We start from the raw sequence: 23,823 nt of genomic DNA, 5'->3' as shown, positions 1-23,823 counted from the left end.
CCGCTGTTAGGTAAAAGGTTTAGGGCTGGAGTTTTGTAACTCATACTCCGCAACCTTGTAACCTATATGCAGATGGATTAAACAATAATTTACAGGTTTTAATACCCTGTGGATGTGTGCAGAAAGATTTTAAGAGTATAGATAAAAGATGATGGACTTAATTTATGTCGTAAAAATCTATTATCGTATTTCTGTTATCTTTTTCTTTACATCCGTTTTCAATGAACGTTGTTGTAAAAAAGAAAAAGTAGTTTAATACTACTTTTTCTTTTTGTGGCGGTTAGCTCTCGCTCTTTTCTTACGTTTGTGCGTAGCTACCTTATGTCTTTTTCTTTTTTTCCCACTAGGCATAGTGTATAAAGGTTTAAGTTAATAAATAAGTTTTGTTACTTTACTTCAGTATTCGTTTTTACACCATCAACAAATATTTTTGCAGGTTTAAATGCAGGAATATTGTGCGCTGGTATTTTTATTGTAGTGTTTTTAGAGATATTTCTACCTGTTTTTTCAGCACGGGTTTTGATTATAAAGCTACCAAAACCTCTTAAATAAACATTATCACCGGTTTCCAAAGAGTTTTTTACTTCTTCCATAAAAGACTCAACTGTTGCTTGCACATCTCCTTTTTCAAGTCCAAGTTTCTCGGAGATTTTCGCTACGATGTCTGCTTTCGTCATTTTCTTTCTTTAATTTATATTTGTATGTGTTTTTTTCGAGTGTGCAAATATAGGAATTAAATAAACAATATTTAAACCTTAATACATTAAAATTTAATAACATAAACTTTTAAATTTGCTAACTTACTCAGTATAATGAAATTTTCTAAGCCCTTAATACAATGGTATTTACAAAATAAGCGCGATTTGCCATGGCGTAAAAATACCAACCCATACTCCGTATGGTTATCCGAAATTATGTTGCAGCAAACCCGCGTAGCACAAGGAATGCCGTATTTTTTTAAGTTTATAGAGGCTTTTCCTACCGTAAAACACCTTGCCAATGCGCCCGAAGAGCAGGTGCTAAAATTATGGCAGGGGCTGGGCTATTACTCGCGTGCACGCAACCTGCACGCAACGGCTAAACATATTGCATACAATTTAAACGGAATATTTCCAGATAATTATAACGACTTGCTAAAACTAAAAGGAGTAGGCAATTATACGGCTGCCGCAATAGCCTCTATATGTTATGGCGAGGAGATACCTGTGGTAGATGGTAATGTATACCGTGTACTATCACGTTATTTTGGTATAGAGACTGATATATCGTCATCTGGTGCAAAGGCTGAGTTTACTGCTTTGGCAGCAGCACATTTGCCAAAAGGTAAAGCATCGGAATTTAACCAAGCCATGATGGAGTTTGGTGCGCTGCAATGCGTACCTAAAAACCCTAATTGTTATACGTGTGTATTAAGTGCCCATTGTGTTGCCTACAATACGGGTAAAGTGCAGCAATTGCCTGTAAAACTCAAAAAAACAAAAGTAACCAATCGTTACTTTAACTATTTGGTAGTTAACGATGCCGAAGGTAAAAGTGTTGTTAACAAACGTTCGGGCAAAGGTATTTGGCATAACCTGTACGAGTTCCCGTTGCTGGAAACGGAAACATTAGTATCGTCCAACGCTGCAAAAGAGCTGATTGATAATTTCGAGGGGTTTAACTTTACTCCTACAACCACAACCTTACTTACCAATACCATTGTACACAAACTATCGCACCAGCACTTGCATATCCGCTTTTGGGAAGTGGCTACCAATACCCTTGTAGCGGGTGCAACAGACCGCGATTTTATAAAGCAATATCCGTTTCCTATAGTTATTCATAATTTTATTGAGAAGCATTGGGATTGATGCTAAATTTTATTATTTTTGAGTAAACAGTAAATTAAAGCAATGAGCGGAACGCTAAATAAAGTAATGCTAATAGGGCATTTGGGCGATGATGTTAAGATGCACTATTTCGATGGTGGCAATTGCATTGGGCGTTTCCCACTGGCTACTAACGAAACCTACGTTAACAAACAAACCAACGAGCGCGTAACATCTACCGAATGGCACAATATTGTAGTGCGAAATAAGGCTGCCGAAGTATGCGAAAAGTACCTAACCAAAGGCGATAAAGTATATATAGAAGGGCGCATTAAAACCAGACAATGGCAAGCCGAAGACGGCACAGCACGTTACAGTACCGAAATACAGGTAACCGACTTTACTTTTTTAACGGCTAAAAACGAAGCCGAAGGCAACAGGATGCAGCAGCCACAACAACCTGCCGAGCAACCACAGCCAACTACACCGCCTACAGACCACAACACCAATGTGCCAGCGCCAGACGATGACCTGCCATTTTAATTGTTTAACTAAAACTTACAGCATTGGACCCCGACCCCTCCAGTATACTATTATATGATTATAGCCTTATTATAGGTTGCGTTGGGATTATTTTCCTTTTATTTTGTTCTGCATGCATATCGGGTACCGAGGTAGCCGTTTTTCTGCTATCGCCAGAAGATATTGCAGCCATAAACGATAAAAATCCCAAAAAGGGTAAAATGCTAGTAACCCTACTAGAAAAACCCAAAAAATTACTAGCCACCATAGTAATAACCAATACCTTTATTAACATAGCCATAATAATATTGTTTTTTCGGTTTGTTAACGAGTTGTTTTACGGTATACCCTCACCATACTTTAGGTTTACCGTACAGGTTGCCGTTATAACCTTTATATTATTACTTTTTGGCGAAGTATTACCCAAAGTATACGCCACCCGAAACAACCGCATATTCTCGTCACGTATAGCCTATTTATTATTTGTACTCAATAAAATACTATCGCCTATAAGCGTACCCATGCGCGAAATAACGCTAAAAATTCACAAAAAATTTAATGTACAGCCTACAGGGCTATCGGTAGACCAATTATCGCAAGCTTTGGAACTTACTGATTATGGCGACGCTACTGCCGAAGAGCAAAAAATATTAGAAGGCATTGTTACCTTTGGTAATACCGATGCTAGGCAGGTAATGAGCCCGCGTATTGATATTTTTGCCTTAGATATAGAAGAACCTTTTGCCGAGATATTTCCAAAAATAGTAGCAAGTGGTTTCTCCAGAATACCTGTTTACAGTGATAATATCGACCATATTGAGGGGGTGCTTTTTATAAAAGACCTCATTCCGTATATAGATAGTAACGATTTTGAATGGCAAACCTTAATACGTCCTGCCTTTTTTGTTCCAGAAAATAAAAAGCTTGATAACTTACTTAAAGAATTCCAAGGGATGAAAAACCACCTTGCTATAGTAGTAGATGAGTACGGTGGTACATCGGGACTAATATCGTTAGAAGATATTCTGGAAGAGATAGTAGGCGATATAAGCGATGAGTTTGATGACGAAGATATTATTTACTCGCAAATAGACGATAAAAATTATCTGTTTGATGGTAAAATAAGCCTTAAAGATTTTTACCGTATTACGGATGTAGATGAAGCGGTTTTTGAAGAAGCCAAAGGCGAAGCCGAAACATTAGCAGGCTTTATACTCGAAATATCAGGTAACTTTCCTAAAAAAGCACAAAAAATTATCTTTAATGACAATATCTTTACCGTTGAATTGGTTGATAAGAGGAGAATAAAGCAAATAAAGGTTACCCTACAATAAATGAACAAAATAAAACTAACAACAGCACTAGCTATTATAATTGCATTTTGTAGTCTGTTTACCGCTTGCGGTGAGCAAGAGGTACTACCCAAACCCAAAGCCTTTCTTAGGCTGGATTACCCCGTAGAGGATTATGTGGTATACGAAGGAAATTGCCCATTTAGCTTTGCTTTTAACTCGCAATCCATTATTACCAATAAAGGGAATTGTAATTTTACACTAGCCTATCCTAAAATGAAGGCTACCATACACCTTACTTATAAACCCGTTGCTAATAATATTGAGGCTTTATTAACCGATGCCCAGCGCCTTACCTACGAGCATGTAATTAAAGCCAATGCTATACAGGAGCAACCTTTTGCCAACGCGCTTAACAATGCTTATGGTATGTTTTACCAGGTTGGAGGCGATGCTGCTACCAACGCACAATTTTATGTTACCGATAGTACCCGCCATTTTATAACGGGCTCGTTATATTTTTACGCCCGCCCTAATTACGACTCGTTAATGCCTGCTGCAAGCTACGTAAAAGAGGATATGCGAAATATTATGGAAACCATTAAGTGGAAATAACTTTAAATACAAAAAGCAGCCAATTGGCTGCTTTTTGTATTTAAAGTTATTGTTTTTTAACTCTGCTTTTCATCAACTATTTCCTCTAAGTCGCTCATATCAGAAACTTTATAGGCGCCATCGGCAATTTTTTCTACAGTTGCTGCTATGCTTTCAACGTTTTGCTTTTCAGAATCATAAGATATTACGGCAGTTTCAGCTTCAAAATCAACACGTACATCTTGCACACCATCAAGATCCGCTAGTTTATTTTCTATAACTTTAGCACATCCCATAGCACAGGTCATACCATCAATTTTAAAACTCTTAAATTCCAAGTTTGCTGCTACTTCTTTTGTTTCAGCATCCTCAATTGTTGTATTCTCACTTTCGGCAGGTGCATCCATTGTTTTTTCTATAGTAGTACCATCCTCGGTAGTTCCTTCTTTATCGGCGTTTTTACAGCTAGTAAAAAGTAGTGCTGCTACAGCAAATAAAGAAATTTTTTTGGCTAAATTCATAGTATTGTTTTTTTAGGTTTTTAATATAAGTAGCTCTTAACCAAGAGCAAGTTACAAATTTACTAAAAAACGTTTGTTATCTGATTTTATTGTCAGATTTTTGATGCAAAATTAAATTCATGCAGTCAAAACACTTAAAGTGGTATTTACTTGCCATATTATCGCTTACATGGGGGAGTTCTTTTATCCTTATAAAACGTGGGCTTGTAGGGCTTAGTGCGTTTCAGTTGGGTTCGCTTCGTATTATTTTTTGTGCGCTGTTTTTATTGCTAATTGGTTTTAGTACGCTTAGGAGAATGCCTAAGGAAAAATGGAAGTATTTGGCGCTTACGGCGTTATTTGGTACGTTTTTACCAGTGTATTTATTCTCCATAGCACAAACCGAGATACATAGCTCTATTAGTGCTATATTAAACTCGTTAACCCCTTTAGGAACATTAATTATTGGTGCCGCGGTATTTGGGGTAAGTTTTCAGCGCAGGCAACTTTTTGGGGTGCTTATAGGGCTTGTAGGTTGTGCATTACTTATTTTTAAGGGTGCTATAGATAACCCAAACCAAAATTATTACTACACATTGTATGTTGTAGTGGCTGCATTGTGTTACTCGGTAAATGTAAACCTGATTAAAAAGCACCTTTCGGATGTTAGCCCGCTTGCTATTACCACAGGTAATTTTGCGGTGCTATTATTGCCTACTACGCTTATTTTGTTCCTTTCGGATTTTGCTAGTATTGCTATGCTACCGCAAACGCACCAAGCTATGCTTTATGTGCTTGTTTTGGGTATTGTGGGTACGGGGCTTGCCAGTATTTTATTTTTCAAGTTAATCCATATATCATCGCCCATATTTGCATCGTCAGTAACGTATATGATACCTATTGTTGCTTTTGGCTGGGGTTTGTTTGACGGCGAGTCGTTATCGGCATTACAAATGTTGGGTGCTGCAATAATATTGCTGGGGGTATACTTTTCGTCTTTAAAACGATAAATAAACATTATTACTACCATAAAATAATAAAGGCTGCCCAATGGGCAGCCTTTTTATGATATAGCCTTTTATACTTTTGTTTCCTATTGGAAATCAGTATCTGTAACTCCTTCGTTAATTTTAGCTTCGGTAACAGTAAGTGCAATTTCTATACCTACGTTCATATCAATTTTGTGTGGCATTTTAATACCTTTCACATCTTTGTAATCTCCGTAGTATGTAGTCTGAACCATTTTTTGTCCCATTTGCTCTACTTCTCTAGCTTCAGCTATCTTAAAGTTCGATTTTACATCATAGTAGTATGTAGTACTTCCTTTTTTAACAGCATACGCTTCATTTCCGTTTATAGATTCTATACCTGTAAGCTCAACCTCACCATTGTTCATAAGGTCTAATTCTTCAAATGGTACAGCACCTTCTTGCAAGTCTGCTAGGTCATCTCCCGTAAGGTCTTGGCGTTGTCCTTGCGATGTCATGTAACCCATTTTATCCGTAATTACTTGCTTCATCATCGTCATGCCCATAGCTTTCATTTCAACAAGTTGCTTATGGTCTGTAGTAACTTTCATTACTAACTCTAGTGGAGTGCCTTGTACGGTACCTGTAGATTTTGTGTATACTGTTTTAACATTTTTTACAGCTGCCTCGCCACCAATAGCTTTTAGGTAGTTGCCTAGTACTGTTTTTGCAGTAACGCCAGCAGGAACGGGCTTGTTAACTACAGGCTTATCTGTTTTTTTACCCCACTTATCAAAGTAAAATACGGGTATTTCGCTCTTTTCTAATGCTGGTACAACATCTGCTGCTTTACCTACAACAACAATTCGGGCTTTATCTACGCTAAAGAATTTTTTAGCTGCATTTCTAATATCTTCTGCCGTTACTGCATTAATGTTTTTAATGTAGTTTTCGTAAAAATCGGCAGGAAGGTTTTGCGTTTCTGTTCTTAACGCATAGCTTGCTACTGTAGATGGACTTTCCATACGCATTACAAAGTTACCTATGTATTTTGCTTTTGCGTTTTTAAGATCTTCGTGCGATACTAAATCCGTTCTAATACGCTTCATTTCGTTTAGTATCTCTACTATAGCACTATCGGTAACTGTGTTTCGTACGGATGATGTTGCTCTGAATGATGTTACGTATTTACCTGACCCAATAGATGAGTATGCACCGTATGTCCAAGCATTTGCTTCGCGTAGGTTAAGGAAAAGTCTTCCTTCGCCACCACCACCAAGTATTTGGTTGGCTAGTATTGCAGCAAAGTACTCTTTGTCTGTCATTTTTAAGTTTACAACATTTACAACAGCTATTTCACTTTGTACTGCATTTGGCATATCTACAAAGTTAATTTGTGTGTACTGTACATCTTTAGGGTCTGTGTAACTAATGTTTGGTGCTGTATTAGCTGTCCAGTCACCAAAAAGCTTTTTAACTTGCTTTTTAACGTCTTTGGTTTTTACATCGCCAACTACTACCAGGTATGCTTTTTCTGGCACAAAGTAAGTGTTGTAGTCTGCTTTTACATCGGCTAATGTAACATTGTTTAACGTTTCTTCGCTAAGGTATTCTCCATTAGGGTGGTTTCTGCCATATATAAGTACATCAGTTACTCTTGATGCTACTGATGTTACACTTTTTTCATCGGCTTTAAGCCCTTCGATGATTTTGTCTTTTTCCTTATCAAACTCCTCTTGTGTAAACTTAGGGTTTAAAGCACCATCGGCCATTAGCTCCAATATTCTATCAGAATATTTAGATAATCCGTTTGCTGATGCTCCTTGCGACCAAAAGTTAATGTTGGCTCCTAAAAAATCTACCTCTTCGTTAAAATCTTCTTTAGATATTGTAGTTGTACCACTACCCATAAGTGCGCTTACCATATCCGATACTCCTTTTTTGTTGCCTTCGGCATACGGAGCATTATCCATAGTAAGGGTGTACGATACTCTTGGTAGTTTGTGGTTTTCTACCACAAGTACTTTAAGTCCGTTTTTAAGGGTAAACGTTTCGGGTTTACCTATATTAACAGTAGGAGCAGGTCCCGGTTTTGGCATTGGTCTGTCTTGCGCCTGCATGCTTACAGATAAGAACAAACCGGCTAGTATGTATATGACTTTTTTCATGATTTTTTGTTACTTAGTTTTGTGCTTTGTCTTTAGCTGGTACATAATCAAGTATCATTCTCTGGTTTGGGTTCAGATACTTTTTAGCAACATCTCTTATTTCTTCTCTTGTTATCGAACGGTAAATGTCGATTTCAGTATTAATTAGGTTAACATCACCATATAACATATAGTATGTAGCAAGGTTACTTGCAACACCCTCAACACTTGCGTTGCTGTTTACGTACTGGCTTTCGTAGATGTTTTGTAGTTTTTCGAACTCTTTTTTAGAGATAAGCTCTGTTTGTAGCGTTGCTATTTCAGCATCTGCCTCTTTCATAATATCTTCGGCAGTGTATCCTTGCATTGGTATACCATATACAATGTACATACCATAATCCTCTTGGCTGTAGTTGAAAGCACCCATTTGCAATGCCATCTTTTTATCGTCTACAATCTTTTTGTACATTCTAGAACTTTTACCAGCGCTAAGTATTGTAGAAATCATATCTAACACACGTGCATCTCTGGTTTTCATAGATGGTGTACGGTATGCTGCTATAACCATTGGCAACTGGATGTTAGGATCCTCGTAAGTTGCACGGAACTGTTTTGTAATTGGCTCCTCTTTGTACGATTTGCGTGTTACAGGTGCTCCTTTTGGTATTGGACCAAAGTACTGCTCAATCCATTTTTTAGTCTGGTTAATATCTAAATCACCCGCTACAACCAATACTGCATTGTTAGGTACGTAGTATTTTTTGTTGAATGCCTGGAATTCCTCTAGCGTTGCAGCATCAAGGTGCTCCATAGAGCCGATGGTTGCCCAACGGTATGGGTGTTTTTTAAACATATTCTTTTTAACCTCTGCAATAAGGTTACCATAAGGTTGGTTGTCTACACGTAGTCTTTTCTCCTCTTTAACTACTTCGTTTTGCGTGTCAACACCAACTTGGCTAATTACTGGGTGCATTAACCTTTCTGATTCCATCCATAAACCAAGTTCTAGGTTGTTTGATGGGAATACTTCATAGTAATACGTTCTGTCGTCAGTAGTGTTTGCATTATTATTACCACCATTAGCAGTAACAATTTTAAACCACTCACCACGCTCTATGTTTTCAGTACCTTCAAATAAAAGGTGCTCAAAAAAGTGTGCAAAACCCGTTCTGTCAGGGTTTTCGTCTTTAGCTCCTACGTGGTACATTACCGAAGTAATGATAACTGGAGCTGTATTGTCTTGGTGCAGGATTACGTGCATCCCGTTGTCCAAATCATATTCCTCAAATGCTACTTTTTGGGCCGATGCTACTCCGCCAAGCATAAGAAGTGAACCCAAAGCCATTAAAGATTTTCTCATAAAAATTAATAATTATTTTGATTTTGATAATTGGTATGCAATTTCGGCATTTTGTTACAATAAATCTAAAATTTTTTTCACGAATTGATAATCAGTAGCTTATGAGGCTTATTTTTGCAATAAAATTTTTAGTATTGTATTGACTGATTAATAAATAGTTGTATATTTGCGGTCTTAAAAATTTATACTAAATAATATTGTTATGTACGCAATCGTAGAGATAGCAGGGCAACAATTTAAAGTTAGCAAAGACCAAAAGGTTTACGTTCACCGTTTAGAAGGTAATGAAGGAGATGCAATTACATTCTCTAAAGTTTTATTACTTGATGATAACGGAACTGTAACTCTAGGCGCCCCCGCTATAGAAGGAGCTTCAGTAGAAGCCAAAGTGCTACAGCACTTAAAAGGAGATAAAGTAATTGTTTTCAAGAAGAAGAGAAGAAAAGGTTACAGAGTTAAAAACGGACACCGTCAGTCTTTAACGCAAATTTCTATATCAGGAATTACTGCTCCTTAAAGAGCAACAAACAAAATTAAAAAAGGCAGCAGCACAAACTGCTGAGTAATAGTAACAATTAAAACCAAAACATCATGGCTCACAAGAAAGGTGTCGGTAGTTCTAAGAATGGTAGAGAATCAGAATCGAAACGCTTAGGTGTTAAGATTTATGGTGGTCAGGCTGCTATTGCCGGTAACATTATCGTAAGACAAAGAGGTTCTAAACACAATCCAGGTGAAAATGTTTACATGGGTAAAGATCATACTTTACATGCTAAAGTTGACGGTGTTGTGAAATTCCAGAAGAAAAAAGATGATAAGTCTTTTGTATCTGTAGTTCCATTTGAAGCTTAAGACATAAGAAAAAGAAGAAGTATATAAAAACCCGCTCTTTATTTGTAAAGAGCGGGTTTTTTGTGTTTATATAAAATCCAGCATTACCGATATAAACCCTACTATAATTAGGTGTAGTAAAAATGCTTTACGCTCCAGGTCTTTAAAAAAGGCGTAAATCATAAAAATTACATTAATTACTGCCAATACATAGGTAACCGTTTGTAGCCCTGTAAAATTTTTATCGTTAACAGCTATAAAAGAGGCACCAATGGTAATTGCAATAATTAACGACGATAATACGGTTAGCCCCTGTTGTTTTCTATCGGGGTTAATAATTAATGCAATTATTTTTATTGGAATAAAGTAAAATGCAACTATGCTACCTAGTATTACGTAGATGTTTGCCCCTAAAAGTTCCTTTCGGAACAGTAAAAAAGTAATAATAATAATTATGAGTAGGAGGGGCTCATAATAGGGCTTTAATAATTTCACGGCTATTGTATTTTTTGGGTTATTATTTTTAAAAACAATTCTCTGTTTATTTCTCGTGCACCTAAACTTGCTAAATGGGGGTTGTATACTTGGCAGTCCAGTAACAAATACCCGTTTTGCTGTAGCTTTTTTACTAAGGCTATAAAACCTACTTTACTAGCGTTGGATACTTTAGAGAACATGCTTTCGCCACAAAAAACATTGCCTAAATCTACGCCATACAGTCCGCCCACCAAATCAGTACCTTGCCACACTTCTACCGATTTTGCATGCCCTAACTCATGTAACTTAATATAGGCCTCCGTCATTTCAGAAGTTATCCAAGTGCCATCCTCCTCTTTCCGTTTTATGGTACTGCAATTGTGTATTACCTCCTTAAAGGCAGTATTATAGGTAACGCGAAAAGTACCCCTGTTTAGTATGTTGCGCATGCTTTTAGAGATTTTTAACTCATCTAAAAATAAAACCATGCGTTCTGGCGGGCTCCACCATAATATAGGCTCGTCATCCTCAAACCAAGGGAATATTCCGCTTTTGTAGGCTAATAAAAGTCGTTCTGGCGATAAATCGCCACCAACAGCCACAATACCCTCAGGAGATGCTATTGTTGGTGAGGGGAAATATAATTCGCGCGACAAGAAATACATATTATTTAAATAACTATCTATTATTCAAATTTATGAGGTTTACATTAAATATTTAAATGTTGGGGTGGAAATTTTTATTTGATGATAGTAATATTCTTTTCGTATTCTTACCTAAAGTTTTTAGATTTGCGTGATTACTAATATAAATCTTAAATCCAATTAAAAAATGAAAAAAGTTAAATTATTCACTATTGCTGCTCTAGCTCTTGGTGCAGTATTATTATCATGTAGTGCCAACGATGAGCCTACAGATAAGCAATCTAAAGAGATAGCATTAAATATTATTGAGCAAAAGCAAAAAAGTAGTAGCTTCGAAAAAGTTATTGGGACTTATGATACTGATGGTAATTTGACTGTTACGGCTGATAAAGCAGAATTAAGGAATATTTTCCAAAATAGGCTAAAGAAAGAGGGTATTACCATTGTGTTAGATAAAATTGAAATACGCGAAGATGTTATTGAAGGCACTACAGATAAATATTATTATTTAATTGGTATGAATAGGGATACTACCGTTAAAGTTGTAACTCAATTATTTCCTCATCCAACTTTATTAGGAGTTTTGATAGCTCAGATGTCACACTCCAATGAATTTAAAAAAACATGTGTTTGTGATGGCTTGTGTAGGAGAGGATGTAGCCCTAGGCTTTACACAGCAAGTGACGGGGTTATAGATTGGGAGTGCCTGCCATGTAGTAATACCACAGATTGTCGTAAAACTATTACAGATTCACCTTAGTATAAAAATGCAAACAACATAAAAAATCCCGAAGTTAAAACTTCGGGATTTTTTTATAGCTTTCTCCTTAAAAAGGTAAGTCATCATGGTCTTCCTCTTTAAAGTTGGTTGCAGGCTCAAAAGAGTCTTGCGCTGTTGGCATGGGTGGTTGTTGCGCTTGGTAACCGCCACCTGCTGGTGCTTCGGGTTGTAGTTTTTCTATTCTCCACCCTTGTATTGAGTTAAAGTATTTGGTTTCGCCTTGTGGGTTTACCCACTCTCTACCGCGTAAGTTAATCGAAATTTTTACAGGTTCGCCAACACCATAATTATTTAATAGGTCGCATTTATCTTGCGTAAACTCAACCATTATATGTTGTGGGTATTGCTCATCAGTAGTAACTACTACCTCTCTTTTTCTAAACCCGTTGTTACCATACGTTTTGGTTTCGTCAATCATTTTAATTCTTCCAGAAACTTCCATAATTCTCTCGTTGTTATTTTCTGCTCAAGGCAGCCATCGTTAATATATTAAAAATTCTTTTCTGCTAGTAGTACTTTCCATGCTGTTAGCACCTCGTTATCGTCAAGGTACTGCTTGGCTTTTTGGTACTTTTTGGTTGCATCGTCTGCGCTAAGCAGTGCTTTTATTTCAAAATCGTCTTTTATAAAAGCAGCAATAGCCTCATCGCTTGGTAAAGTTTCTACATTACCCAGTTTACCCAAATCGTTACCATTAAAAATGCCACATTCCTTAACAAAATCAGGTACATTATCTACACCAATACCTAGTGTAGTGAGTGGTTTTTCTACCTCAAAAAGCCCTTGGTTGGCACGGCTATACCAGTTACCACCCATACGCGATACTAAATCGATTTTAGTTTGGTCTACAGCACCGTTTGCATCCAATATAGCTTCGTCAATATGTAATTTTACTACTTCGCATAGTATTAAGTTGCCTGCGCCACCTTCGTTACCCAATGCAATAATATCGGTTACCTTGCACTCAAACTGTACAGGCGATTCTTTAACGCGGAACGGTTTTACAACATCGCTTGGTAGCATGGTAAGTCCTGCTTTTTCAAACTCATTTATACCATCGGCATACTCGGTGCTAGATAATGATGCTTGTTGCACAATAGCGTAATTAACCACATTTATAACCACTTCTTTAGTAAGCTCGGCATTAATAAGTGTGTGCTTTGTAGTGTTATTGCGTACCCTACGTGCTGGCGAAAAAACCAATACAGGCGGGTTGGCACTAAACACATTAAAAAAACTAAATGGCGAAAGGTTGGGTACGCCGTTTTCGTTTACGGTACTAGCAAAAGCTATAGGTCGTGGTCCTATTGCGCCTTGCAGGTAGCCTTGCAGTTTTGCAGTAGGTATTTCTTTAGGGTTAATACTTAGCATTACGGTTGTTGTTTTGTACAAATATACTTTTTATACCCCTACTAAAAAAACCACTGTTTGCAATTTAACTACTATGTTAATAACTAAATACTAAAATAATTTGCTACTGCGTTAGTACCTTAATAAGCACATGGTAATTGTTAAGTTTTACTATCTTTAAGCCTCAAATTATACTTTATGCAGTTTTACGATAAAAGGAGTTTTACTCGTTGGGTACTTATTGCAGCTTCGTTTTTAATTGTGGTAGCCATACTTTGGAATACTTATAACTTTTTCCAAATTTTTAAAGAAGAAGAACGCGAAAAAATGGAGCTTTGGGCAGATGCTCAAGTAATATTCAACAAATCGACTTTAAATGATGGCGACCAAGCACTAACCCTTAGAATTATAACAGGTAATAAGACCATTCCTATTATTTTAACAGATAGCGAAGGGAATATTATGAATACGAATAATATTGATGATGCAATTGTAAATGGGAAGGATAAACTGCAATCCTATTTACAAAGTATTAAAAAAGAAAATGCACCTATTGAGATAGAAATTACCGATAATAAATTTCAGTATCTGTATTATGGGAATTCGCCACTATTAAACAAACTCAAATATTACCCTATAGCCTTAGTACTTGTTATTGTGCTTTTTGGTGCAGTAGTGTATATATTTTTTAGAGCTACTAAAATGAGTGCGCAAAACAGACTTTGGGCGGGTATGGCAAAAGAAACAGCGCACCAAATAGGCACGCCACTATCGTCGTTACTGGGTTGGATAGAAATAATGAAGGTAGATAATGTAGACGAAACTACGGTAACGGAAATAGAGAAAGATGTACACCGCTTGCAAACCATTGCCGAGCGTTTCTCTAAAGTAGGGTCTGAGCCTGCACTTAAAGCATTAGATATTGTGGCAGAAACCGAAAAATCGTATGCCTATTTAAAATCGAGAGCATCCAAGCAGGTTGCATTTACGTTTCAGGCACCCGATTATCCTGTAATGGTACTGCTAAACCCTGAGTTGCACAGCTGGACGATAGAGAATTTAGTGAAAAACGCTATTGATGCGATGAAGGGTAAAGGTAAACTGGATATTATTATTGAGGATCGTGAAAAGTACGTAAAAATTAAAGTATCCGACTCGGGTAAGGGAATAGCAAAAGGACAGTATCGAAAGGTTTTTGAACCTGGTTTTACCACCAAAAAAAGAGGATGGGGTCTTGGGTTATCGTTAACCAAACGTATTGTAGAAGAATACCATAAGGGTAAAATAAAAGTACTAACCTCTGAGGTAGGCAAGGGTACTACTATGCAGGCGAGCTTTCCTAAAAAGCAATAAAAAAGCAGGACATTGTCCTGCTTTTTGTGTTATGCTGTTGGCTTAGCCTTACTTACATATTATTGCTAATTGCTGTAGCTAAGTTTTCAAATTCTTCTTTTGCTAGCGTTACTTTATTAATAAAGCGCATATCGTCCATATTGCTAAGTGGTATAAGGTGTACGTGCACATGCGGCACCTCTAGCCCTACAACTGCCATACCTACACGTTTGCAGGGTACAGTTTTCTCTATGGCTTTTGCTACTTTGTACGAAAATTGCATAAGCTGTGTATACAATGCCTCGTCCATATCAAAAATCTTGTTTATCTCCTTTTTTGGGATGCATAGCGTATGCCCTTTAGCGTTAGGATTAACATCTAAAAAAGCCAAAAAATTATCGTCTTCGGCTATTTTGTAGGCAGGTAACTCGCCATTTACAATTTTTGTGAATATAGAACTCATAGCGGTAGCTTGTATTTGTGTTAGGTTCTTGTAATTTCTAAAACTTCAAACTTCAGTGTGCCGTTAGGGACTTTAATTTCGGCAACCTCGCCAACCGATTTTCCTAAAAGCCCTTTACCTATAGGTGATGTAACCGATATTTTACCCGATTTTAGGTCGGCTTCACTTTCTGCTACAAGCGTATACGTCATTTCCATGCCGTTGGCTTGGTTTTTTATTTTTACGGTAGATAGTACCAGTGCCTTGCTTATATCGAGTTGCGACTCGTCAATTAATCGGGCATTAGCTAGCAGCTCTTCCATTTTAGAAATTTTAAGCTCCAATAACCCCTGTGCTTCTTTGGCAGCATCGTACTCTGCATTTTCCGATAAATCTCCTTTATCTCTTGCCTCAGCTATTGCCTGAGAAGCTTTTGGTCGCTCTATGCTTTTAAGCTGGTCCAGCTCGTCTCTTAATTTCTTTAATCCTTCGGCTGTGTAGTAAGATACTGTACTCATAACTTCATCGTTTATATAAATAGAAAAAATCCCATTCAGGACGGGATTTCTTTCTGCAAAGATAATATTTTTTTAATATGTCTGTTTATTACTAAGTGCAATAGCACATATCAAAGTTAATTAATTTAAATTTGTTTCGTAACTATATAAGTAGAAATTTATGAACGCAACTAAATATATTATACTCCTTTTATTATTACCGTTATTGTTTGGTTGTAGTAACGATGGTATTAACAATAATAACAGGTATTTACCCAACTACGGTTTTTCTGTAGATATTAATATGGAGCTGCCTTTATATACCAATTTACAATTTACGGGTAACCCTGTTTATATAGACCAAGCAGGGGTAGGTATTACGGGTATTTTTGTAATGAATACAGGGGGTGGTTATGTGGCGTATGAGGCAACGTGCCCCAACCAAGAAATATCGGAATGTTCTGGGATGTTTTTACAGGGTATTACGGCAATATGCCCTTGCGATGAAGCCGAATACAACCTGTTTAACGGGCAATCTACAGAAAAAGAGTTCCCATTAAAACAGTATAGGGTAGAGGTGGTTAACCCAAGCGTAATACGGGTTTTTAATTAATGATTATCTAGTATATACAGTACAAAAAAATCCTGCCACAATAGTGTAGCAGGATTTTTTATTTTAACTCCAATTAAAAGTAAAGCTAGTTGTTGTTTAAAATTTTAGTGTTGCACCTACTAAAAAGTTAATACCAGCTTGCGGATAGTAGTAAGGGTCGCCAAACATATATCCGTTTGATACGTACTCGGTATCAAAAACATTATTTACCAATCCGTTTAATACAATGCTTTTAAAGATTGATTTTGTTTTTATCTCGTAGCTAACATTTAAGTCGTTTACAAAGTAGCTATCCAACTTAGCGTTGTCCGATTCTAAATTGTCCATGTACTGCTCGCCTACAAATTTAGATAGTAGTGCTATTTGTACATTCTTCATCGGTAGGTAAATTAACTGGTTACCCGCTATAACACTTGGCGAAAATGCAATTTCGGTATTCCCTAAATCTTCAACACCTGTTTCGCCTTCGTTAAAAAAGTCTACATTTTTATTATCGCTCAAAGCTATATTAGGGCGTATTACCCATTTGTTGGTAATAAATAGGGTAGCCTCAGCCTCTACACCCAAACGGTAGCTATCGCCACTATTGGTATATAGTGGTGCGCCCACATCGTTTAAAGCTCCCGTAAGTACCAATTGGTCTTTGTAACGCATGTAGTAACCGTTTATAGTAACATCGTTTTTACCCGATTTGTAACGCCATCCTAGCTCAAAATCGTTTAGGCTTTCGGGCTTGGTACTGCCATTTTCGTAATCGGCACGGCGTGGCTCTTTGTTGGCACGCGCATACGAAAAGTAAATATTATTTTTATTGTTTACGCTATACGTAAGTCCCGCTTTTGGGTTAAAAAAGTCGAAAGTATCATCTACAGGTAGTGGTGTAGCGGCACTCTCCAAAACGTTACTTGCTTTGTAGGCTACATTTCGGTATTGTAAATCGCCAAACAGGCTTAGGTTGTTTGTAATTTGGTAGTTTGCTTTAGCAAATACATTAAAGTCGGTTTTATCGGCAACGTTATCATAGTAACGGTCGTCAGGTTGTACACCAGCCGAGTTTCTTGCCCAAATAATGTTTCCAAAATGGTCGCCCTCGTACTTATTCCAGGCACCACCAAAAACAACATCTAAACCGTTGTTATTATAATTCGCCGAGAAAGTTGTACCGTAAAAATCATTCTCCAGCCACTTGCGTGTAACCAAATCGGTAGTGCCATCGGTATTTGTAGCTTGTATACCAGGGTAGTTGGCTGCCGTAGTACCGTCTCTGTAATTCTCAAAATACCCTTTACCAATAGTGTAGTGTACGGCAATATTAGTGTTCCAGTTGTTATTTAATTTTTCGTTCCAGTGCAATTGGTAATGGTCTTGCTGGTAATTGTCTACTTCGTCATCATAAAAACGAACGTTGCCATCAATATCCGTATAAATACCCGAGGTATTAAAACGGCGGTTACTATCTAGCGTCGCTTTGTCAATACCATTCCATGCTTGATAAGTACGCTCTTTACCGCCAAATACTAAGGCTTTTATTAGTGTAGAGCCATACACGTATGTACCCTGCAAAAAGTACGATTTCAGGTCGGATTCTGCCCTGTCTATATAACCATCCGAAGCAATGTTTGATAATCGACCTGCTATTTCAAAGCGGTCGTTCATTAAACCCGTACTAAATTTTACGGTATGCTTACGCGAATTAAAACTACCAAACGAGTTGGATATTTCGCCACTAGCCTCTGGGCTGTAACTATCGGTAAGTAGGTTAAGGCTTGCACCAAAAGCACCTGCACCGTTGGTAGATGTACCTACACCACGCTGTAGCTGAATGTTCTCTACCGATGAGGCAAAGTCGGGCATGTTAACCCAAAATGTACCATGCGATTCGGCATCGTTATACGGTATTCCGTTTAGCGTAACGTTTACACGGCTGGCATCGGCACCACGCACACGTATACCAGTGTACCCTATACCGTTACCCGCATCGGTGGTGGTAACTACAGAGGGGAGGTAGTTAAGCAGAATAGGAATATCCTGCCCTAAGTTACGTGGGGCAATTTCCTCTTTGCTAACGTTAGTAAAGGTTACGGGTGTTTGTGCTTTTACACGCACGGCTTGTACGAGTACCTCTTCTAGTTTGTACTCTTGTACTTTTGTAGAGTCTTGCTCTGGGGCTGTTTGTGCCGTAGCACCTAAAGCAGCAAACCCAAAAGCGCATAGGAAAGCATTTTTCCTGTTGATTTGATTGAATAAAAGTTTCATTCGTAAATGTGTTTACGAATAAAAGGGGCAATTATTCCTGTTAGTGTTAAATTATAAAATATGTGGCATTAAAACAGCGGCGTGCACTCCGTTATTTTGTTGCCTTTTTCCCTTGGCAGCATTACCCGCCCAGGTTCTTTGGGTATGATCTCAGCCTGATATATTAGGCACCCCTTTGAGACGGCGCAAATGTAGTAACTTTTTTTTGTTGGGTTATCAGATTTTTGGATTTTTTAAAAAAGCACTAGTCTTTTATTTTCTATCCATTATCTTACGTTTTAATTTAATGCTCTGGTGGTTTGCGTAACTGCTTTTTCTCCGATACGTTTTTTTTGTTTTTCAGTCGTTTTTTAATGGCTGCTTTGGGTATTTTGGTAGGTTTACGCTCTTTAGGTACGGTAAGTGCGCCCTCCATTAGCTGTAAAAAGCGTTTAATTACAATATCCTTGTTGCGGAGTTGGCTACGGTCTTCATCGCAATGCAATAGTAAAATACCGTCGTTAGTTAGCCGGTTGGCAAGGTTGGTTGTTGCCAATTCCTTTTCTTCAGCAGTTAAGGCTTTGGAATCTGATAGGTTAAAACTCAACACTACTTTACTGGCAACCTTATTTACGTTTTGCCCGCCTGCACCACTACTGCGTACGGCTTTAAAATCGAGTTCCTGTATTATGCGTGTGTTATCCATTTTTCAGAATAGAATTGGGGCTTTAGAATATAGATATTAGATATCAATCTGTGGTATAAAATCTATATTCTATTATCTGATGTGTTTAATCTTTTTATTGTGGTTGGTGCGCGGGTTTTAGTAGGTCGTTTACCGTTTTTACAGGGCTAAATGTTTCTAAAGGCACTTCGGCAAATACAGTAATCCAGCCTGCCATAGCACCATTCCAGAGCCCTGGCAATTCATACGATTTTACATCTTTACCCAAGCGGTTTTTAGTTACTATAAAGCCCGTGCCCTCATCTACATATTCGTTAAGGTTAAAGTATTCGCCCTTGTAGTTTTTAAGTCCACAAACCAAATCTACAGGATTAAAGTGTGTAGATTGCGATAGGATTGCTTTTTGGTTGGCATTTTCTGTATCTATTTGCGAGCTTTCTACAATTTGTAACGATAGCCTTCCTTTTTCCTCCTCAACCCAAAAAGGTCCGCCTCCAGGTTCGCCCTCATTTTTTACCATACCACAAACCCTAATCGGTCTGTTTAGTAGGTCGCGCGCATAGGCTACCTTATTATCATGGGTGAATTTAGATACATCTTCGGGTATATGTTGCGCTAATTGCTCTTTGGCAAACGTAAATATTTCGTTTACTTCGTTCTCATTAACGTCGCCTTCATCAATGCGTTCCAAGTAAATAAATACTTGTTCCTGTAACTCAATTAACCCACCTGCTAGTGCTTTTTTGTATAGCGATATGGTTTCGAGGTTGTTATTGCTAACATTGTCTATGTTCTTAACAAAAACAATATCAGCTTCGAGGTTGTTGAGGTTTTCTATCAATGCGCCATGCCCTCCAGGTCTAAACAGTATTGTACCATCCGCCTCTCTAAACGGAACATTATCCATGGCTACCGCAATGGTATCGGTTTTTTTATGCTGGTACGAAAAACTAAAATCAATAGCTGTGCCCGATTCTTTTTCAACGCTTTCTCTGGCTGCTGTTATGGCATCCAAAAATCCATCCAAATGTTCTTCGGATATGGTAAAGTGTACGTTGCTCTTTTTTCCCGATTCGGCATACGTAACGCTTTCCGTAAGATGCTCGCAGACAGGGGTGGCAACATAATTATCACATTGATGGAATGGTAATATACCTTTTGGTTTGTTGGCAAAATCGAATTGCTCGTCCTGCAACATTGTTTTTATAAAGTTATAGCTGCGTGTGCTTTTGCTCCATTCGTTATAATTGGGGTTTTGTTTTATAACATCCATAATAGTGTTGTAAAACGGGAATTTTTCTAACCCAACTAAAAAGGTGTTGAGTGCAGTATCGTTTTTTCTGTTAATGTAGGCGTTTATGGTATCGTTTTCAGGGTCAAAGTTTACCATAAATTCATTTAAGAATTTAAACATTCGTGATGCTGCTCCTGATGCAGGTACAAACTTGGTTAGCTTAAAATTATTCTTTTTCCGCTCAAAATAAGCAGCATATTCCTCTGCTGATGCTTTGGGTAGCTTAAAAATACCATCGTTTATAACGGCTGGTTTTTTTAAGACTATTTTACTAATTCCTGTTTTAAAATTATTTAGTTGTGCAGCTACCTTATCTAAACCAATGCCTCTGTTGTGTATATCGGCATAGTCTTTTACGGTTAAACCCAGTGCTATTGCTTGTTTAAGGTTGCTCATTATTTCGCTCCCTTTTGCTGTAAGGTTTGCTTCGTTTCCGTTAACAATGGCGTAGTTGGTTTCTTTATGGCTTAGTTCGTTTACAAGCTTTTTTACGGCATCGTCCTCGGTGGTAGTAACAGCAATTAGTACTAACTTATCGTTGGCGGGTCTGTTTTTCTTATTTAAACCTGTTGTAATATCAAAACTTTTAAAGTTAAAAGCAATTGCGTTACCAGTGTCAGCAATTTGGTGTGCTTCCATCGTATTTGCAATAGCATTAGCAATTTGTGCTGTTTCTGCATAAACCGTAATTGCTACAGTGTTGTAGGATTGTTTTGTAATGTTTTTTTCCATGAAAAATAGCCTATAAATGCAACAATAGTTAAAAATATACTTAGCATGCTGGTAAACGTGTAGCCTTTTAAAAAGAAAAGGGGTATAGCAATAATATCGCCTACAATTAAAAACAGCCAGTTTTCTAGTTTACGTTTTGCTAATAGCCACATACCTATAAAAAACAGTCCTGTAATAAACGTATCTACATACGCCCACCAATATGTAAATTTATCGAAATAAATATAAATACTGGACACAAATATAACCGAACCCATAAATATTAGTAGGCACACTATGTTATCTTTACTTTGCATTTTCGATATTTTTAGTGTGCCACCATCTTGTTTATCCTTTCTGCTCCATAGCCACCAACCGTATATGCTCATGTAAAAGTAGTAGCCATTAATTATCATGTCGCCATACAGGCTACCTACATATAACAAATAAACGTATAGGGCTGTACTTACTAAACCTGTGGGGTATACCAATATGCTGTTTCGCGCCGAAAATACAACGCTTAGTGCACCAAATATGGTTGCAATAATTTCTAATACAATAAATGGGGTAGAGTAGTCTTTATATTGGCTAAAAAGGAAATCGAATATTTCGTTCATGTTATAGGCTTTGTGTTTGTTTTTTTTCAAAGCTATACACTAGGGTAAAACCTTCTATTTCCTGAAAATAAAACGAATAATCGCAATTCATATCGTTAAAACGTAGGTTGGCATCGCCACTATCTTTCTCGAGTGTAAACGGAACAACATCAATATGGTTTTTAAAACTAATGCCAGGTAGCGAAATCATTTTAAACAAGGCTTCTTTAACACCCCAAATAACGGTAAGTTGCCGTATGCGCTCTGTATCATTTTTGGTATTTAAGTAACTAAGCTCAGAGGTACAGAATTTTTCGGCAATTATCAATATTTTTTTGCGTTGCTTTTCCATATCAATACCCACGTTTTTGTTGCTAATAATAATAGCCGAAAAATTGTGTGAATGGGTTATGGATATGTACTTGCCGTCTTTAAGGTGTGGTTTACCATCTTCATCGTAATACAAATCAAAATCGGTATAACCCGCTTCCTGTAAAAGCATTCTAACACTTAAAAAACCGTTTTGGTGTTGTTCGCTTTTCATCCCCTCTAACCTAGCAAGGCATACATCTCTAAGCTGAACGCTCCTAAAAAGGGTGTTGTATGACTCTGTAATTTTCCAGACTAGTAATTGGGTATCTTGATTTATGCTAACAGATTGGTATAATGGCATTGCAAATGTTTATAGGTGCGGTATAATTCACCGCATTGTTTTTCAAATGGTTATAATGGTTAACAATGCTTAAATTCTTCTTAAAGCTGTGTGTTTATGCAGGAAATGCTTAAATTTGCATAAATTTTTGCTAATACAAATATACAATATTCATGAGTACTAAAACAGCGCCATACGTGGCTTACAAAGTAAAAGATATTTCCCTTGCAGATTGGGGTAGAAAAGAGATTACGCTTGCAGAGGCGGAAATGCCGGGGTTAATGGCACTTCGTGAAGAATATAAAGACGAGCAACCACTTAAAGGTGCACGCATTGCAGGATGCTTGCACATGACGATACAAACGGCGGTATTAATAGAAACACTTGTAGCGTTAGGTGCCGATGTTACTTGGAGTTCTTGTAACATATTCTCTACACAAGACCACGCTGCTGCGGCAATTGCTGCTGCTGGAATACCAGTATATGCATGGAAAGGGCTTACTGAAGAGGAGTTTGACTGGTGTATTGAGCAAACATTATTTTTTGGAGAAGACCGTAAACCATTGAACATGATTTTGGATGATGGTGGTGACCTTACTAACATGGTGTTTGACAGATTCCCTGAGCTTGCAGCAGGTATTAAAGGATTATCGGAAGAAACTACTACAGGGGTACACCGTTTATACGAAAGAATGAAAAACGGTACACTGGTAATGCCAGCTATTAATGTTAACGACTCGGTTACAAAATCGAAATTTGATAACAAATACGGTTGTAAAGAGAGTGCTGTTGATGCAGTACGTCGTGCTACCGACCTTATGTTAGCGGGTAAAAGAGTAGTGGTTTGTGGTTATGGCGATGTAGGTAAAGGTACTGCGGCTTCGTTTAGAGGTGCAGGATCGATAGTTACCGTTACGGAGATTGACCCAATATGTGCACTACAAGCTGCTATGGATGGCTTTGAAGTGAAAAGGTTAGAAACGGTTATTGGTAATGCCGATATTGTTATTACTACTACAGGTAACAAAGATATTGTTATGGGACGCCACTTTGAGATGCTAAAGGACAAAGCATTAGTATGTAACATTGGGCATTTTGATAACGAAATTGATATGGCTTGGTTAAACGATAACCATGGTGCTACTAAAGTAGAAATAAAACCACAGGTAGATAAGTACACCATTAATGGTAAAGATATTATTATTCTTGCCGAAGGGCGTTTAGTAAACCTTGGTTGTGCTACTGGACATCCAAGTTTTGTAATGAGTAACTCGTTTACCAACCAAACGCTTGCGCAGATAGAACTTTGGAAGAACAGTGAAAACTATAAAAACGAAGTGTACATGCTACCAAAACATTTAGATGAAAAAGTAGCAGCCTTACACCTTGCAAAATTAGGTGTGGAGCTAGAAACACTTAGAGAAGACCAAGCAGCGTATATTGGTGTTTCGGTTGAAGGACCATTTAAGCCAGAGTATTACAGATACTAGAT

26 protein-coding genes are annotated in these 23,823 nt (G+C 37.6%); 11 read left to right on the top strand and 15 right to left on the bottom strand.

Annotated features, from left to right (window positions below; translation table 11 throughout):
- Nucleotides 1-386: 386 nt before the first annotated feature.
- A complete protein-coding gene (locus K1I41_RS02140) occupies nucleotides 387-677 on the bottom strand; it encodes an HU family DNA-binding protein (protein WP_114677856.1) in 291 nt (96 codons plus the stop codon).
- A gap of 135 nt (nucleotides 678-812) precedes the next feature.
- Between K1I41_RS02140 and mutY the strand changes: the two genes are divergently transcribed.
- From mutY to gldD, 4 genes are read left to right on the top strand one after another with little or no spacing between them, the layout of a single operon-like run.
- The gene (gene mutY / locus K1I41_RS02135; protein ID WP_220641041.1) at nucleotides 813-1,850 is read left to right on the top strand and encodes an A/G-specific adenine glycosylase; all 1,038 of its coding nucleotides are present in this window, start codon (nucleotides 813-815) and stop codon (nucleotides 1,848-1,850) included.
- Nucleotides 1,851-1,892: 42 nt separating this feature from the next.
- A complete protein-coding gene (locus K1I41_RS02130) occupies nucleotides 1,893-2,351 on the top strand; it encodes a single-stranded DNA-binding protein (RefSeq protein WP_220641040.1) in 459 nt (152 codons plus the stop codon).
- A 23-nt stretch (nucleotides 2,352-2,374) separates the two neighbouring features.
- Nucleotides 2,375-3,664 carry a gliding motility-associated protein GldE gene (gene gldE / locus K1I41_RS02125; RefSeq protein ID WP_220641039.1) on the top strand — a complete coding sequence of 430 codons (1,290 nt, stop codon included), beginning with the start codon at nucleotides 2,375-2,377 and terminating at the stop codon, nucleotides 3,662-3,664.
- Nucleotides 3,665-4,237: a gliding motility lipoprotein GldD gene (gene gldD / locus K1I41_RS02120; protein WP_220641038.1), complete on the top strand. Its 573-nt coding sequence runs from the start codon at nucleotides 3,665-3,667 to the stop codon at nucleotides 4,235-4,237.
- A gap of 56 nt (nucleotides 4,238-4,293) precedes the next feature.
- Here gldD and K1I41_RS02115 read toward each other — a convergent pair whose 3' ends face one another.
- Entirely contained in the window at nucleotides 4,294-4,737 is a 444-nt protein-coding gene (locus K1I41_RS02115; protein WP_255566953.1) for a cation transporter, read from the bottom strand.
- A gap of 119 nt (nucleotides 4,738-4,856) precedes the next feature.
- On the opposite strand from K1I41_RS02115, the gene K1I41_RS02110 reads away from it, so the two are divergent.
- On the top strand, nucleotides 4,857-5,726 hold the full coding sequence (locus tag K1I41_RS02110) for a DMT family transporter (RefSeq protein WP_220641037.1): 870 nt from the start codon (nucleotides 4,857-4,859) through the stop codon (nucleotides 5,724-5,726).
- An 83-nt stretch (nucleotides 5,727-5,809) separates the two neighbouring features.
- Here K1I41_RS02110 and K1I41_RS02105 read toward each other — a convergent pair whose 3' ends face one another.
- Nucleotides 5,810-7,852: a M16 family metallopeptidase gene (locus K1I41_RS02105; RefSeq protein WP_220641036.1), complete on the bottom strand. Its 2,043-nt coding sequence runs from the start codon at nucleotides 7,850-7,852 to the stop codon at nucleotides 5,810-5,812.
- 13 nt (nucleotides 7,853-7,865) lie between these two features.
- Nucleotides 7,866-9,191 carry a M16 family metallopeptidase gene (locus K1I41_RS02100; protein WP_220641035.1) on the bottom strand — a complete coding sequence of 442 codons (1,326 nt, stop codon included), beginning with the start codon at nucleotides 9,189-9,191 and terminating at the stop codon, nucleotides 7,866-7,868.
- Nucleotides 9,192-9,393: 202 nt separating this feature from the next.
- On the opposite strand from K1I41_RS02100, the gene rplU reads away from it, so the two are divergent.
- Together rplU and rpmA are read left to right on the top strand one after the other, a co-directional pair.
- Entirely contained in the window at nucleotides 9,394-9,708 is a 315-nt protein-coding gene (gene rplU, locus K1I41_RS02095) for a 50S ribosomal protein L21 (protein ID WP_220641034.1), read from the top strand.
- A 74-nt stretch (nucleotides 9,709-9,782) separates the two neighbouring features.
- The gene (gene rpmA, locus K1I41_RS02090; RefSeq protein ID WP_220641033.1) at nucleotides 9,783-10,043 is read left to right on the top strand and encodes a 50S ribosomal protein L27; all 261 of its coding nucleotides are present in this window, start codon (nucleotides 9,783-9,785) and stop codon (nucleotides 10,041-10,043) included.
- Nucleotides 10,044-10,109: 66 nt separating this feature from the next.
- On the opposite strand, the gene K1I41_RS02085 is transcribed toward rpmA, so the two are convergent.
- A complete protein-coding gene (locus K1I41_RS02085; protein ID WP_220641032.1) occupies nucleotides 10,110-10,517 on the bottom strand; it encodes a hypothetical protein in 408 nt (135 codons plus the stop codon).
- A 2-nt stretch (nucleotides 10,518-10,519) separates the two neighbouring features.
- Entirely contained in the window at nucleotides 10,520-11,164 is a 645-nt protein-coding gene (aat, locus tag K1I41_RS02080; RefSeq protein WP_220641031.1) for a leucyl/phenylalanyl-tRNA--protein transferase, read from the bottom strand.
- A gap of 166 nt (nucleotides 11,165-11,330) precedes the next feature.
- Here aat and K1I41_RS02075 point away from each other — a divergent pair, with 166 nt between their 5' ends.
- Entirely contained in the window at nucleotides 11,331-11,903 is a 573-nt protein-coding gene (locus K1I41_RS02075) for a hypothetical protein (RefSeq protein WP_220641030.1), read from the top strand.
- A gap of 67 nt (nucleotides 11,904-11,970) precedes the next feature.
- On the opposite strand, the gene K1I41_RS02070 is transcribed toward K1I41_RS02075, so the two are convergent.
- Together K1I41_RS02070 and K1I41_RS02065 are read right to left on the bottom strand one after the other, a co-directional pair.
- Nucleotides 11,971-12,366 (bottom strand): DUF3127 domain-containing protein, encoded by a 396-nt coding sequence (locus tag K1I41_RS02070; RefSeq protein ID WP_220641029.1) that lies wholly within the window; start codon nucleotides 12,364-12,366, stop codon nucleotides 11,971-11,973.
- Between the two features lie 47 nt (nucleotides 12,367-12,413).
- Entirely contained in the window at nucleotides 12,414-13,295 is an 882-nt protein-coding gene (locus tag K1I41_RS02065) for a flavin reductase family protein (RefSeq protein WP_220641028.1), read from the bottom strand.
- Between the two features lie 177 nt (nucleotides 13,296-13,472).
- On the opposite strand from K1I41_RS02065, the gene K1I41_RS02060 reads away from it, so the two are divergent.
- The gene (locus K1I41_RS02060; protein ID WP_220641027.1) at nucleotides 13,473-14,627 is read left to right on the top strand and encodes a sensor histidine kinase; all 1,155 of its coding nucleotides are present in this window, start codon (nucleotides 13,473-13,475) and stop codon (nucleotides 14,625-14,627) included.
- Nucleotides 14,628-14,679: 52 nt separating this feature from the next.
- Here the strand turns inward: K1I41_RS02060 and K1I41_RS02055 are convergent, their stop codons facing one another.
- Both K1I41_RS02055 and greA read right to left on the bottom strand, forming a co-directional pair.
- Nucleotides 14,680-15,069 (bottom strand): HIT family protein, encoded by a 390-nt coding sequence (locus tag K1I41_RS02055; RefSeq protein ID WP_220641026.1) that lies wholly within the window; start codon nucleotides 15,067-15,069, stop codon nucleotides 14,680-14,682.
- A gap of 20 nt (nucleotides 15,070-15,089) precedes the next feature.
- Nucleotides 15,090-15,566 carry a transcription elongation factor GreA gene (gene greA / locus K1I41_RS02050; protein WP_220641025.1) on the bottom strand — a complete coding sequence of 159 codons (477 nt, stop codon included), beginning with the start codon at nucleotides 15,564-15,566 and terminating at the stop codon, nucleotides 15,090-15,092.
- A gap of 160 nt (nucleotides 15,567-15,726) precedes the next feature.
- Between greA and K1I41_RS02045 the strand changes: the two genes are divergently transcribed.
- Nucleotides 15,727-16,158: a Rieske (2Fe-2S) protein gene (locus K1I41_RS02045; RefSeq protein ID WP_220641024.1), complete on the top strand. Its 432-nt coding sequence runs from the start codon at nucleotides 15,727-15,729 to the stop codon at nucleotides 16,156-16,158.
- Between the two features lie 96 nt (nucleotides 16,159-16,254).
- Here the strand turns inward: K1I41_RS02045 and K1I41_RS02040 are convergent, their stop codons facing one another.
- The 5 genes from K1I41_RS02040 to K1I41_RS02020 all read right to left on the bottom strand — a co-directional run bounded on the left by K1I41_RS02040 (nucleotide 16,255) and on the right by K1I41_RS02020 (nucleotide 22,352).
- Nucleotides 16,255-18,414, bottom strand: a complete 2,160-nt coding sequence (locus K1I41_RS02040) for a TonB-dependent receptor (protein ID WP_220641023.1) — start codon at nucleotides 18,412-18,414, stop codon at nucleotides 16,255-16,257.
- A gap of 283 nt (nucleotides 18,415-18,697) precedes the next feature.
- The gene (gene arfB, locus K1I41_RS02035) at nucleotides 18,698-19,099 is read right to left on the bottom strand and encodes an alternative ribosome rescue aminoacyl-tRNA hydrolase ArfB (protein ID WP_220641022.1); all 402 of its coding nucleotides are present in this window, start codon (nucleotides 19,097-19,099) and stop codon (nucleotides 18,698-18,700) included.
- Nucleotides 19,100-19,193: 94 nt separating this feature from the next.
- Complete coding sequence (locus K1I41_RS02030) at nucleotides 19,194-21,104, bottom strand: DUF4301 family protein (protein WP_220641021.1); 1,911 nt, start codon at nucleotides 21,102-21,104, stop codon at nucleotides 19,194-19,196.
- Nucleotides 21,065-21,700 carry a nicotinamide riboside transporter PnuC gene (pnuC, locus tag K1I41_RS02025; RefSeq protein ID WP_220641020.1) on the bottom strand — a complete coding sequence of 212 codons (636 nt, stop codon included), beginning with the start codon at nucleotides 21,698-21,700 and terminating at the stop codon, nucleotides 21,065-21,067. Before pnuC ends, K1I41_RS02030 begins: the two co-directional genes overlap by 40 nt.
- Before the next feature lies 1 nt (nucleotide 21,701).
- Nucleotides 21,702-22,352, bottom strand: a complete 651-nt coding sequence (locus K1I41_RS02020; protein ID WP_220641019.1) for a 4'-phosphopantetheinyl transferase family protein — start codon at nucleotides 22,350-22,352, stop codon at nucleotides 21,702-21,704.
- Nucleotides 22,353-22,504: 152 nt separating this feature from the next.
- Here K1I41_RS02020 and ahcY point away from each other — a divergent pair, with 152 nt between their 5' ends.
- Nucleotides 22,505-23,821 (top strand): adenosylhomocysteinase, encoded by a 1,317-nt coding sequence (gene ahcY / locus K1I41_RS02015; RefSeq protein WP_220641018.1) that lies wholly within the window; start codon nucleotides 22,505-22,507, stop codon nucleotides 23,819-23,821.
- Nucleotides 23,822-23,823: the final 2 nt, after the last annotated feature.

Origin of the sequence: Flavobacterium litorale, from assembly GCF_019613795.1 — a bacterium.
In the GTDB taxonomy this organism is placed as follows: Bacteria; Bacteroidota; Bacteroidia; order Flavobacteriales; family Flavobacteriaceae; genus Flavobacterium; species Flavobacterium litorale.
This window is presented reverse-complemented; position numbering and strand designations above follow the sequence as displayed.